This window comes from Pedobacter duraquae (assembly GCF_004362245.1).
Classification (GTDB): domain Bacteria; phylum Bacteroidota; class Bacteroidia; order Sphingobacteriales; family Sphingobacteriaceae; genus Pedobacter; species Pedobacter duraquae.
The window spans coordinates 474,985-489,795 of sequence record NZ_SNWM01000002.1 but is presented as its reverse complement, the minus strand read 5'-3'; the positions used below and the strand labels follow the sequence as shown (position 1 = coordinate 489,795).

At 43.3% G+C, this 14,811-nt stretch carries 6 protein-coding genes; all 6 read left to right on the top strand.

The genetic code is table 11. The features are described 5' to 3' along the window. Positions 1–7: 7 nt before the first annotated feature. The 6 genes from CLV32_RS08150 (at position 8) to CLV32_RS08125 (ending at position 14,804) form a co-directional block, all read left to right on the top strand. The gene (locus CLV32_RS08150) at positions 8–1,954 is read left to right on the top strand and encodes a RagB/SusD family nutrient uptake outer membrane protein (RefSeq protein ID WP_133554295.1); all 1,947 of its coding nucleotides are present in this window, start codon (positions 8–10) and stop codon (positions 1,952–1,954) included. Between the two features lie 68 nt (positions 1,955–2,022). Beyond that, positions 2,023–4,005, top strand: coding sequence for a sialate O-acetylesterase (locus tag CLV32_RS08145; RefSeq protein WP_133554293.1), 1,983 nt, complete (start codon positions 2,023–2,025; stop codon positions 4,003–4,005). A gap of 124 nt (positions 4,006–4,129) precedes the next feature. Beyond that, positions 4,130–8,347 carry a hybrid sensor histidine kinase/response regulator transcription factor gene (locus CLV32_RS08140; protein WP_133554291.1) on the top strand — a complete coding sequence of 1,406 codons (4,218 nt, stop codon included), beginning with the start codon at positions 4,130–4,132 and terminating at the stop codon, positions 8,345–8,347. A gap of 124 nt (positions 8,348–8,471) precedes the next feature. Next, a complete protein-coding gene (locus CLV32_RS08135) occupies positions 8,472–9,974 on the top strand; it encodes a glucuronyl esterase domain-containing protein (RefSeq protein WP_133554289.1) in 1,503 nt (500 codons plus the stop codon). A gap of 12 nt (positions 9,975–9,986) precedes the next feature. Then, on the top strand, positions 9,987–12,599 hold the full coding sequence (locus tag CLV32_RS08130) for a glycoside hydrolase family 3 C-terminal domain-containing protein (RefSeq protein ID WP_133554287.1): 2,613 nt from the start codon (positions 9,987–9,989) through the stop codon (positions 12,597–12,599). Between the two features lie 66 nt (positions 12,600–12,665). Further along, positions 12,666–14,804, top strand: a complete 2,139-nt coding sequence (locus tag CLV32_RS08125) for an alpha-glucuronidase family glycosyl hydrolase (protein WP_133554285.1) — start codon at positions 12,666–12,668, stop codon at positions 14,802–14,804. Positions 14,805–14,811 lie beyond the last annotated feature (7 nt).

Genomic DNA, 14,811 nt, shown 5'->3' with positions numbered 1-14,811 from the left:
AATATTTATGAAAATAATATATAAAACAAGTTTCATTGCCGCGTTCGCCGCAATGCTTACAACAGCACCAGGATGTAAGAAATTACTGGTAGAAGAGCCTAGATCTGAATTCTACCCGACTTATTTCAGCACGCCAGGCGGAATAAAGGCTGGATTAACAGGTGTATACAGTGACCTGAGAGGCTTTTATCAAGGAGAAGGTCAGGTTCATTATTATATGGGAACAGATGAGTCGCAGTCTGGAGGCAGTGCCAATCCGGGAGCTGTTAACCTGAACCTTTATACCGGGATCAATTCATCGAATACGATAGACTTTGCCGGATTGTGGTCTGACATCAACACGCTTAACGGAGTGTTACAATATGCAGAAACAGCTGCTCTTGATGCGCCAGTTAAAGCACAATACATTGCTCAGGCAAAATTTCTTCGTGCCTATTGTTATTTTCATTTGGTTCAAACCTATGGTGGTACAACTGCTACGCAGAAAAGTGGAATCCCTTTGCATAAAGAATTTATTACTGCTGCTACAACGGCCGATGCACCGGCGCCATTAGCTGACATTTATAATTTTATCATTCAGGATTTCACTGATGCTGCGGCAGGACTTCCAGCAACCATCACGGCATCAAATTTACTTGCCGGTGTAGGTAAAACTGCTACATCTGCTTCTGCTAAAGCCTACTTGGCCAAGGCGTACCTGACAAGAGGATATCTATCTGAAGTAGCCCAATCGGGTGATTTTCAAAAAGCCGCTGATCTCACGGCAGAGCTGATCAGCAACAAAGGGACTTATGGATTGGACTTGTTCCAGGACTATAACGATGTTACTAAACCAGCTAACGATTATGGTAAGGAAACAGTCTTCGCTATTGACTTTGGCTTTGCTGATCCAACCTATTCTGGCCGTACTGAGCAGGGTACCGGTGGATTTGGTCTTAACAACCTTCCAGTATTGCATAGATGGAACTATATCTCCCTTGCTGGGGTAGATAATAGTACAGGAATCGATGCCGTACCTCAAAAAATCAATACTGCAAAACAACCAATGCAGCGTGACGTGTACAATGGACGTCCATATATCCGTGTTGCCCCATGGGGACCATATACTGCGGAGGTAGCCTTTGCTGATCAGGTGCACGATACACGCTGGGATGCTACATTCCAGACTTTTTGGATCTGCAACAAAACTGTAGCGGCAGGTGTAACAAGCACAGGAGGTTTAAAAGGTGTTCTGGTGCCTACTACAATCAATTCACTTACATCTTACCAACCGCCGATCAATGGAGATACTGCTATTCTGATGCCTGGAGTTGATGTAACAATGGCAAGAAGAGATGCCTTTAAGGGATTGATCGTTACTCCAAAACAATATTCAAATAATGTGTTCCCAGTTGTTAAAAAGTTTGACGACATTCTACGTACGGGTATGAACGACTTTTCTAGCAGACCAATCGTACTGATGCGTTTCTCAGAAGTATACCTGATGAATGCTGAAGCTAACTATATGGCGGGAAAACTCTCTGAGGCCGCTGCATCGTTGAACGTGATCAGGCAACGTGCTGCATTCCGCACACCTGCCGATGCTGCGTTTATTCCTAAAGGACAATTCAGCGTTACTTCGGCCAATCAAGCCACTGCTAACGCCGCCAACGCTGCGGCTATGTTACTAACGCCGGCACAAGTGGCCCAATTAGCTGTGCCTAACAGCACAACGCCAGGTTCATCACTATGCGGAATGGACCTTATTCTGGAAGAATACACACGTGAACTATATGGTGATCCACGTCGCTGGTACGATTTGGTTAGGACCAGACAGTTAGTGAGAAGGGTTAAGATGTATAACTCACCAGGCGCTGCAAACGTTCAGGAATTCCATATGCGCAGGCCAATACCACAGACACAAATCAATGCCGTGTTAACCGGACCCAAATATCCGCAAAACAATGGTTACTAATATTTAGCTGTTACACTAAATCAAAAAGGCTGCCCGAGTATTTCGGGTGGCTTTTTAATTATATCGATATGATAAAATATCATAAAAAATACAGAGCCGCGCTGCTTTCTATATTGTTTTCCATTCCTTTTCTTCCATCCTTTGCTGCTATCCGGTTACCACAACTTGTAAGTAACCATATGGTGCTTCAGCGTGATCAGCAATTGAAAATCTGGGGCTGGGCAAAGCCGGGCGAAAAAGTTGCGGTCTCTTTTATCGGCAAGAATCTCAGAACCGTTACTGGAGCCGATGGAAAGTGGCTCATAAAACTTCCGGCAATGAAAGCCGGTGGACCCTACACGATGCTTTTAAAAGGAGAAAATCAGATTGCCCTAACAGACATCATGATTGGCGACGTATGGTTCTGCTCCGGACAATCAAATATGGTGCTCCCCATGGAACGCTTGAAATATAAATATGCTGATGAGGTTGCGAACGACAATTTTCCCGATATCAGAAACTATTTTGTATCAACCAAATCAGACGTCACCAAAGAATACGAAGATCTGCCCACAGGGAAGTGGACGCCTGCGGTAGGAAAAGGCATTCTGGAGTTTGGAGGTGTAACGTATTTTTTTGCAAAAAAACTGCATCAAAAATACCATGTTCCCATAGGCATCATTAATTCAAGTGTTGGCGGCACACCCATTGAAGCATGGATAAGCGAGAAAGGCTACAATGATTTTCCTGCATATCAGGAACAAATCAAAAAATTCAGAGATACTGCTTATATGAACACCCTGGACCGTTCTGTGGCTAACTATATCCGAAATCATCCACCTACACGTTCTAGCGAAATTGATAAAGGCTTGTCAGGGCCGGTAAAATGGACTGATACCACATATGTTCCAAAGAAATGGCATCCATTCTTTATGCCAGGCTATTGGGCAGATCAGGGGGTAAAAGGTCTTAATGGCGTGCTCTACTTTAGAAAAGAAGTTATTATTCCTTCAGGAATGACAGGCCTGCCGGCAAAACTGCTGTTGGGAACAATTACAAACGCTGATTCAGCATTTGTAAATGGCAAATATGTGGGTAATACGACCTATCAATACCCACCAAGAATTTATAACATCTCGGCTGATCTTTTAAAGCCAGGTAAGAACATTGTAATCGTAAAGGTGGTAAGTACCGCTGGTAAAGGAGGTTTTGTACCTGAGAAAGATTACCTGATTAAAGCTGGTGGACAGCAGGTAGACTTAAGAGGAGATTGGACCTACCAGGTAGGTTTGGTACAACCCCGCTTTAGCGGAATGTCTGCCGATGAAATGAATGCCCCGCGTCCCATTAACGCACAAAATTCTCCAACAGGTTTATATAATCCCATGGTAGCTCCGGCGATTAACTATGCAATAAAAGGATTTTTATGGTACCAGGGGGAGACAAATGCAGGTAAAGCGGCAGAGTATGCCAAGTTACTTCCCGCGCTGATTAAAGATTGGCGTGAAAAATGGGGGCAAGGTGACCTGCCTTTTTTATTCCCGCAGTTACCTAATTTTATGGAGGTGGACTATTCACCCGGTGAAAGCGCGTGGGCGGAACTCAGACAGAGTCAGCTTAAAACATTATCAGTTGCGAATACTGGAATGGCAGTGGCAATTGATGCTGGTGAATGGAATGATATTCATCCGCTGAACAAGAAGTCTGTTGGTGAGCGACTTGCTTTATGGGCCGAGCACCTTGCATATCATGACAATGGTCTGGTTTACTCTGGGCCAATAATCGAATCAGCAAGTCTTGAAGGTAATGAAATTGCGTTGACATTTAGTAATACCGGCACCGGACTGTCAACTACCGATGGAGCTGATCTGACGTATTTTGCAGTAGCAGGAGCCGATAAAAAATTTGTTTGGGCAAAAGCAAGAATTGAAGGTACTAAGGTAATTTTAAATACTGGCCGTATTACGCAGCCTAAGTATGTCAGGTATGCCTGGGCCGACAATCCTGAAGGTGCTAACCTCGCTAATAAGGAAGGACTTTTGGCATCACCTTTTGAAATAGTGGTTAAATAAATCGTCGATATAAACGTGCGAGAATTTTAATTTAAGTACATATATTTACGATTAACTAACCAATATAAATTCACGTTATGACAATGATCCGGATCTGTCCGGATTATTGAAATCATCAAATTCTATGCTCTTTTTAAGACACAGCATCCGGTCGTTTTACGCATTATTTAATCAAAGTACCAATGCGCGTTTGCTACTTGCATTAATCATGCTTTTATCATTCAAAGCGGCGTTTGCACAGAAGGATCTTAACTTCATAGCATTGACAACAAAGAACGGCTTGTCTTCGAATACCGTAAATGCTGTTCTTCAGGATCGGCAGGGGCTGATATGGATCGGTACAAGTGATGGACTGAATAAATTTGACGGTACTAATTTTACCGTTTATACACATAATGAAACTGATAGTTCAAGCATTCCCTCAAATGTAATCACATCGTTGTTAGAGGATAAATCTGGCAAACTTTGGATAGGGACCAGCGCGGGTGGCCTGGCTTTTTACAATCCCCGGCTAAACGTTTTCGGGACTTTTAAGGGCGGTATAAATGTCGGCAAGCAAAGCCATTTCAATGTAAAGGCACTTTATCAGGATCGTGAGGGACAGATTTGGGTAGGTACTTTCGGTGGATATCGTATTATCAATCCGGTTACACTCCAGGTAAAAAACGTGGAGTTGGAAGGCTTGTCGATTAATAATGCCAATACGATCGCAGTGTTATGTTTTTTTGAGGATGACCAGCAACAAATGTGGGTGGGTACAAATAACGGCCTTTTCCGCTACAATAAAAAGTCCGGAAAAATGGATATGTTTTTACATAATCCTAATGATCCAACCAGTATAGGTGATAACAGCGTTCGCGCTATAGTCAAGGATAGGCAAGGAAGGATTTTTTTTGGCACCAACAAGGGATTGAACTTGTTGATGCCTGATCAGAAAACCTTCCGGTTGTTTCTCAGGTCTAACAGCAGACAGTTATCACCGTCGGAAGATATGATCTATGCTGCAAGCCTAGCTCCAGATGGTAAACTCTGGATAGGAACTGAAGATGGAATAGGTGTTTTCGATAGTGAACGCGACCTGTTTTCAAGTATAAAACCAGACCGCAGGAAGTCATTCAGTCTAAGCAATAAATCTATCCGCAGTATTTGTAATACAAAATCCGGAATCATTTGGCTGGGCACTTACCAGGGGGGAGTCAACAAATATGATCCCAATCTCCCATTATTTAATTTAAAACGTAGCAGTCCGTTTGATCCACATGGATTATCGTCACCGCTGGTTACTTCCTTTGCAGAATATCAAAAAGGGAAAATTTTTGTAGGTACTGACGGTGGTGGACTACATTTTTTCGATCGGGAAACAGGGTTATTTGATCCGATCAATCTTAGAAGCAGGATCAATATTTCCGGAGGTCCACTTACTATTTTGGCGCTGGACTTTGATAAAAATAAAAAGTTATGGATCGGAACGTATCAGAATGGCCTATTTCAATACGATCCAAAGACAGGCAGCAGTAGACAATTTATTGCTGGTGATCAAGCAGGAAATTTAAGTCAGAACGATATTTTTTTCGTAAAAGAGGATAGTAGGGGGCTCGTATGGGTAGGTACGAATGGAAATGGAGTTGATGTTTTAGATCCAGGTAAACAATCTTTTACAAGATATAGTAGTAATGCCAAGGGACATTTCCGGATTCCTGTAAACGGGTTTATGCGTGCTATTACTGAGGATGCCAATGGTGACATGTGGTTAGGTTCCAATGGCTCTGGAATTGTTGTATATCATTGGGCTAGCAAAACATATACACATTACGATAAGTTAACTAGTAACTTGTCTGACGACGTGGTGCTGAGTATCTTACATGACAGAAAAGGTAATACCTGGGTGGGTACAAATTCTGGAGGACTCAACTTACTGAATAAAAAAACAGGCAAATTTATCCATTTCGGCGAATCCAGTGGACTTGCAAACGGAATCGTATATAAGATATTAGAAGATCGTGCAGGTATGCTTTGGCTCAGCACAGATAAAGGCGTAAGTTCGGTCGATCCTGTGACGAAGAAGATCAAAAATTTTGGACGTCCAAACGGGATTCAGGACAGCCCGTTTCTTCTGGGTTCTGGTCTTGTTGCTACTGGTGATGAGCTTTATTTCGGTGGACAGGATGGATTCAACTATTTTTCCCCTGCTGCTCTGCCAGCTAACAATGCTATGCCATCTGTACTACTCACCGAACTTAAGGTCGCAAACAATATAGTTAGCCCCGGGCCGGACGCAGCTATTAAAGAACAAATAAGTTTTGCAAAAGAGATAACCCTGGATTATGGTCAGAACTTCTCAATCAGCTACGTTGCATTGAACTTCACCGCACCTCAGCAAAACCACTATTCCTATAAGTTGGAGGGGCTAGACAAAGAATGGAATGACGTAGGACGAGAAAAAACAGCCTACTATACAAACCTTGATCCCGGAGATTATATATTTCAGGTTCGCGCAAGTAATAACCAGGGAGCCTGGAATGATAAGGTTACCACAATAGCAGTACATGTTCTTCCACCATTCTGGCGTTCCACATATGCTTATATCCTATACACTGTGCTGGTGGTTGGTTTGCTATTGTACTCCAGACATCGTGGCATTCAGAAAATTAAGAATGAACTTGCACTGGAGCACGAAAAAATTAATGCGAAGCAGCAAATTGAGCAACACCGGCTGGAAGCTGAACGGCTCCACACCCTTGACTTGCAAAAGATCAAATTCCTGACCAATCTGAGTCATGAATTTAGAACACCAATTTCACTGATACTCGCGCCAGTAGATAAATTACTTTCGATAAAACATGATGCTTCTGTATCCGGTCAGATAAAGATGATCAGTCGAAATGCAAGAAGGCTGCTGAATCTTGTCAATCAGCTGCTCGATTTTAGAAAAATGGAAGAACAGGAGCTCAAGTTAAACCTTAAACAAGGAGATTTGATCGCATTTATCAATGAAGCTGCTCAGTCATTTCAGGATTTGTCAGACAGGAAAAAAATAAACCTTTCTGTCTACAGTAATGTCACGTTTTTAATAACAGACTTTGATCATGATAAAATGGAACGGATAGTTTTTAATCTGCTATCAAATGCTTTTAAGTTTACGAAAGCTGGAGGGGAGATCTCTTTGGTAACAACGTTGGATAGTAGTTCTAACAGTGATCTTTCAACCCTTACTATTTCTGTTTCAGACACTGGCATTGGTATTACACCTGAAGTTAAGGACCATATATTTGAACGTTTCTTTATGGACAATAACGTTACGTCGGTAATTAATCAGGGAAGTGGAATAGGTTTGTCTATAGTCAAGGAGTTCGTAGAACTCCATGGTGGCGAGATCAGTGTTGAAAGTATGCCCGACCAGGGTACTCAATTTTTAGTAAAATTTCCTGTCAAAGACTCGGGTATTGAGCCCATGTCATTTCAGACCCTTGCTTCAGATGAACAGGATTTGGTGAACGATGCGGACTTTGGCCCAGACGAATCGATAAACACGTCAGAAGAAGTAATTACAACAAAACTTGCTACTATTCTTCTCGTGGAAGATAATGATGAGTTCCGTGACCACCTTAAAGATGCACTCCAACCGTTTTACCACATTTTAGAAGCATCAAACGGAAAAGAAGGCTGGCAAAAGGCATTATCCTGTCACCCTGCATTAGTTGTAAGTGATATCAGCATGCCTGAGATGAATGGCATTACCTTAAGCCAGAAAATCAAATTAGACAAACGCACCAGTCACATTCCTGTTATCCTGCTTACAGCAATTAGTGGAGAGGAGGACCAGATCAAAGGACTTCAGTCGGGCGCAAATGATTACCTGACCAAACCATTTAATTTTAACATTCTTCACGCTAAAATCAGGAACTTGTTACTCTATAATCGCTCGATAAAGGATGCCTATTCAAAACAAATCCAAGTTCAAGGTACAGAAATTGAGATTGAGTCTACAGATGTAAAATTATTAAATAAGATTGTGCATTACGTGCAGGAAAAGATGAGTAATCCTGAGTTATCCGTAGAAGACCTAAGTAAACACGTTGGTATGAGCAGAGGATCGCTATACCACAAGCTGTTGGAAATTACGGGCCTTACACCCATTGAATATATCCGTTCAATAAAACTCGAACGTGCAGTAGAGTTTCTTGAAAAAAGTGATTTCAATGTTGCGCAGATTGCTTACATGACGGGCTTTGGTACGCCAAGCTATTTCTCACGTCTTTTTAAAGCGCATTACGGTATGCTGCCATCGGAATATATTAGTACAAAGCGAAAGGGCAGAAGCATGGTAAATTTGCCGGATTAAACATTTAGTACCATATCTTGAACAAACAGAGCATTTTTAAAAGCTGTGCTGAGGTATTTTTGGGCTAGTCGCCGCGGTTATTTGATACAGACCTTTTAACTGGTGATAACCAAAATATAAGTGTATGAACATAAAATGGCTTTTTTGCATGCTAGTGTTTGCCGGTCCAACTGCGTACGGACAAGGGTACCCACCACAGGTAAATTTTACTGCGCAGCAGGATAGGGAGAATATGATGACTCAGCTCGGAATCAAAATGTTGCGACCAGGAGCGAGTGGCGATAACAATTCGCCTAATCGTGCTAACAGTGATCAGTCGCTCGCTAATCCATACCCAGATTATCCTGATCCGCTGATTTCAAAAAGTGGTAAGAAAGTTAGCAATGCGCAGGACTGGTGGAAGACACGGCGACCGGAAATTATCGAAGATTTTGAGCGTGAGGTTTACGGACGCGTACCGAAAACTGCACCAAATATCACCTGGCATGTAAAAATTACTGATAAAGAATTTGTTGGCTTTAACCCGGTAATTGCAAAGCAAATTGTTGGACATGCCGACAATTCATCTTATCCGATGATTGATGTCAATATCGCGATGACCCTGGTGATACCAGCAAATGCGAAGTCGCCGGTTCCCGTATTGATGATGTTTGCTCCAAGTGCGCTTCCGGCTCCTGCTCAGCCACCCAAAGAGGATTTGGAAAAGATCAACGTAGCGCTCAAAGCATTACTGATAAAATCGAATCCTGAGCTGCAACCGGTTTTTGAAAAATATCCTGCCTATAATCCTATTGCTGCTCAAAATACAGGTTTTAATCCTTTTGCGCCCAGGCCTGCCGGAGATCCACCTACCGCTGAGCAGCTTATTGCTGACGGTTGGGGATATGTTTTGATAGATCCCGCAAGCATCCAGGCAGATAATGGTGCCGGGCTAACCAAGGGGATTATTGGGCTGACCAACAAAGGACAGCCTCGAAAGCCAGATGATTGGGGAGCACTGCGTGCATGGGCATGGGCTGCTTCAAAAGCATTGGATTACCTGGCTACAGAACGTATGGTCGACAATAAACGTGTCGGTATTGAAGGAGTATCCAGATATGGTAAAGCTGCTCTGGTTACAATGGCTTTTGATGATCGGTTTGCGATCGGGCTGATAGGTTCTTCGGGACAGGGTGGAACTAAACCAAACCGGAGAAATTTCGGAGAGGCGCTGGAAAATTTAGCCGGTGGCTCTCATTATTGGATGGCAGGCAACTATATGAAGTATGCCGCATCTGAGGCAGTTTTTGGAAGTAAGACCGCAAATGACCTGCCGGTAGAATCTAATGAGCTGATTGCCCTATGTGCACCGCGGCCGGTTTTTATCAGTCATGGAATCCCTGAAAAGGGAGATGCCAATTGGCTCGACCACCAGGGCAGTTACATGGCTGCTGTGTCTGCAGGTAGCGTGTATAAATTGTTGGGCGCTAAAGATCTTGGTGTATCCAACGATTATAAAACGGAGAAGATGCCTCCAGTAAATCAAGGGATGACCTCGGGCCAGCTTGCCTGGCGCCAGCACGACGGTGGACATACCGACGCGCCAAATATCAAATATTTTCTTCAATGGGCTGATAAACTTAAATAGCTAAACATTCAAATGAAATTTATAAAAAATACTACGCTACTACTGCTGCTCTTATTTCCGGCGAGGATGCTGGCGCAACAGCAATACCCTTTCCAGAACTACAAACTTGATTTTAATACCCGGGTTAATGATCTGGTATCGAGATTAACTTTAGAAGAAAAAGTTAGTCAGATGCTCAATTCGTCGCCGGCAATCGCAAGGTTGGGTATTCCTGCTTACGACTGGTGGAACGAGGTGCTCCATGGAGTAGCCAGAACACCATTTAAAGTAACGGTATATCCTCAGGCTATTGCCATGGCAGCAACATTCGATAAAAAATCACTATTTCAGATGGCCGATTATTCTGCACTTGAAGGCAGAGCTGTGCATAACAAGGCCGTAGAAATGGGGCGCGGTGGAGAGCGGTACATGGGGCTCACCTATTGGACGCCGAACATTAATATCTTTCGTGATCCCAGGTGGGGAAGAGGGCAGGAAACTTATGGTGAAGATCCATTTCTTACCGCTGCAATGGGCGCCTCTTTTGTTAAAGGCCTTCAGGGCGATGATCCAAAGTATCTTAAAGCTGCGGCCTGCGCCAAACATTATGCAGTGCATAGCGGACCTGAACCTGCGCGCCACGTGTTTGATGCCAAGGTAAGCAACTATGATCTTTGGGATACCTACCTGCCCGCCTTCAAAAAGCTAATTGTTGACACCAAAGTTGAGGGCGTGATGTGTGCGTACAATGCTTTTGAATCACAACCTTGCTGTGGTAGTGACCTATTGATGGTAGATATCCTGCGGAAACAATGGAATTTCAAAGGGTACGTAACTTCCGACTGCTGGGGCATCGATGATTTTTTCAAGAACCACAAAACACATGCTGATGCTGAGGATGCTTCGGCAGATGCGGTGATTCATGGAACAGATGTAGAGTGCGGAACAGATGCTTATAAGTCGTTGGTCAAAGCCGTTAAAGACGGTAAACTGTCCGAAAAACAAATTGATGTGTCAGTGAAAAGATTGTTTATGACCAGGTTCAAGCTTGGGATGTTCGATCCTGCGGAGTTGGTAACTTATGCACGCACACCTTCTGCTGAACTGGAGAGTGAAGCGCATCAGCAACATGCACTCAAAATGGCAAGAGAGTCTATTGTGTTATTGAAAAATGCAGATCAGACACTGCCATTGAAAAAGAATATTCAGAAAATAGTTGTGTTAGGTCCCAATGCAGATAATGAGATTTCTATTCTGGGTAATTACAACGGAATTCCTTCTGCACTGACAACAGTATTTAAGGGTATTAAAGCTAAGCTTCCTAATGCAGAGGTAGTTTATGAAAAGGCGATCAATTTCACCAATGACACGCTTTTAGTTTATGCTGACCTTGCCAAGCGTTGTGCCATTGATGGAAAAGCAGGTTTCAAGGCAGAGTATTTTGACAACCGGGAACTTGCGGGAGCTCCTGTTGTACGCCACGAAGCAGATTTATTGCATAACTGGCAGGAAGGAGAGCCGGTGATAGGTACGATTAAAGCAAGAGACTTTTCGGCCCGCTATACCACCAACTATCAGGCCGGTGAGCAAACTTCTATTACCTTCGAGGTAGAAGGGGATGACGGCTATCGGCTTAAGATTAATGGTAAAGAGGTATTAAATGCATGGTCTAGAAATCGCTGGGGATCGCAGCAATATAAATTGATAACAGACCCGGGAAAATCCTATGAACTGGTATTGGAATATTGGCAGGGTGATGGTAAAGCAAATGTTAGGTTAAGTGCTGGAAGGTATGAGAAGACTGACATAGTTGCGCTTCAGGATAAGGTTAAAGACGCAGATGCTATTGTTTATGTGGGTGGTATTTCTCCGCAGTTGGAAGGAGAAGAGATGAAAGTTAATTATCCAGGATTTAACGGTGGCGACCGCACATCAATTATGCTCCCGCAAGCGCAGACAGAATTGATGAAGGGGCTGCAGGCGACAGGGAAAAAGGTAATATTTGTGATGATGACAGGAAGTGCCATTGCTATACCATGGGAGGCAAAACACATTCCAGCAATCATTAATGCGTGGTATGGGGGGCAGGCTGCCGGAGCTGCAGTGGCAGATGTACTTTTTGGAGATTATAATCCTGCCGGGCGACTACCTGTAACCTTTTATGGAAGTGATCAGGATCTTCCTGACTTTTCGGATTATTCTATGACAAACAGAACATACCGTTATTTTTCTGGTAAACCGCTATATGGATTTGGTTACGGATTAAGTTATACGCGGTTTAAATATGATCAGTTAAGCTTACCTGCAAGTGTTAAACGCGGTACTTCGCTGCGTGTACGTATTACCGTGAGTAATACTGGTGCTGTAGCTGGCGAGGAAGTGGTACAACTTTACTTATCTCATCCTGGCTCTAAAACCAAGTCGCCAATAAAAGCATTAAAAGGCTTCGAAAGAATCGCGTTAAGGGCTGGGGAACGTAGAGTGTTGACTTTTACACTTTCTAAAGAAGATATGTCTACCATCAACGCAAACGGAGGTATGCAACAGCTAAGCGGAAAAATTATGCTAAGTATTGGTGGTTCCCAGCCCGATGAATTAAATGTTACATCAGGAAATATTGTAAAAAAACAAATCTCTGTTATTTAGAACTACATGAATTTATTTAAACAACTACAACGGCGATTAAAATCCGTAAACAGGAATTGTGTAAGTATGTGTTTGACACTTGTTATTACATTATATTATTCCTCAGCTTTCTCGGAAACAGGGTACCGGCTGTGGATGCGTTATGACCGAATCGAAAATAATAAGCAGCTTGAACAGTATCGTTCACAACTGCAAACAATCAATTTTCAGGGACATAGCATTACAGCACAGGTTGCAAAAAAAGAAATATCAAGTGCATTTAATGGCCTTCTTGGAACGGAACCTAAGGTGACCTTAAGCAGTTCTGCAAGTTTGTTGATCGGAACACCAGAAAACTCCCCGCAAATCAAATCGCTGATCACACCCAAAGAATTACTGAATTTGTCTGACGGTTACCTCGTCAAGACATTTCATAATAAAGGGCAACAACAGATCGTAATTGCTGGTTTGACAGAGAAAGGGGTGTTATACGGTGTTTTTCATCTGATCAGACTTATGAAGACTCAACAGTCCTTGTCTGCGTTGACGATTAGAGAAATTCCATCGATCAAAAACAGGGTTTTAAATCACTGGGATAACCTGGATGGCACTGTAGAGCGCGGCTATGCCGGAACTTCCCTCTGGGAATGGCATAAATTGCCCGGTTTTACACAAACACGGTATACTGATTACGCAAGGGCAAATGCTTCGGTAGGCATCAATGGTACTGTGCTGAACAATGTAAATGCCAACGCATTATCGCTCACCAAGCCTTACTTGTTAAAGGCAGCAGCGTTAGCCAATGTTTTCCGCCCCTACGGCATCAAAGTGTATTTGTCGGCACGCTTCAGTTCGCCTATAGAAATCGGCGGACTTAAAACAGCAGACCCCCTTGATCCGGAAGTTAAACGCTGGTGGAGCATGAAGGTGAAAGAAATCTACGCATATATACCAGATTTCGGTGGGTTTCTGGTAAAGGCAAATTCTGAAGGCCAGCCCGGGCCACAAAACTATGGCCGCAGTCATGCCGATGGGGCAAATATGCTGGCCGATGCATTAGCTCCGTTCGATGGCATAGTGATGTGGCGTGCTTTCGTTTACGATGATAAAGTGCCAGATGACAGGGCTAAGCAGGCGTACAATGAATTCAAACCGCTAGATGGGAAATTTAGAGCCAATGTACTCGTTCAGGTTAAAAATGGTGCAGTAGATTTTCAGCCCCGGGAGCCTTTTCACCCTTTATTTGGTGCGATGCCGGCCACGCCACTAATGATGGAATTTCAGCTTACCCAGGAATATTTGGGCTTCTCTACACATCTTGCTTACCTGGGAACTTTATTTAAAGAGACATTGGCTGCGGATACGTATGCGAAAGGAAAGGGATCTACAGTAGCAGATGTTGTTACTGGAAAACTAGATCAACACCAACTCACTGGCATTGCTGGGGTAGCAAATATCGGATCTGATGTAAACTGGTGTGGTCACCCTTTTGCACAGTCCAATTGGTATAGCTTTGGACGAATGGCATGGAATCCGGGATTGTCAGCCACCGCGGTGGCTGACGAATGGATAAGGATGACTTTTACAAATGATATCAATGCAATAGCAACGATAAAGGAGATGATGATGGGTTCCAGGGAAACTATTGTCAATTATATGACACCACTCGGTCTGCACCATATTATGGCCAGAAATCACCATTACGGTCCCGGTCCATGGGTTAAAGATGCCGGAAGGGCAGATTGGACGTCAGTGTATTATCATAAAGCAGATGCTGTTGGAATTGGGTTCGATAGAACCGCTACAGGATCAAATGCTATTGCTCAATATAGCCCTGATGCAGCCAGGGAGTTTGCTGATCTGGCGAATATTCCTGATAAATACCTGCTTTGGTTCCATCATGTTAAGTGGAGCGATAAGCTCCGTTCCGGTAATACGCTTTGGGATGAACTTGTTAGCCATTACTACCTTGGTGTGCGAGATGTTGCGAAGATGCAATCGCAATGGAAAGCTATGGCCGGTAAGATTGACGAAGACAGATTTAAAGAAGTTGCAGAACTTCTGGAAATTCAGCACGAGGAAGCCAAATGGTGGAGAGATGCATGTGTACTGTATTTCCAGTCCTTTTCAGGACTTCCCATTCCAGCCAGCTATGAGAAGCCTGCACATGATTTAGCATATTATGAAAACCTGAGATTCTATTTCGTTCCAGGCATTAAAAATTAATAAATAA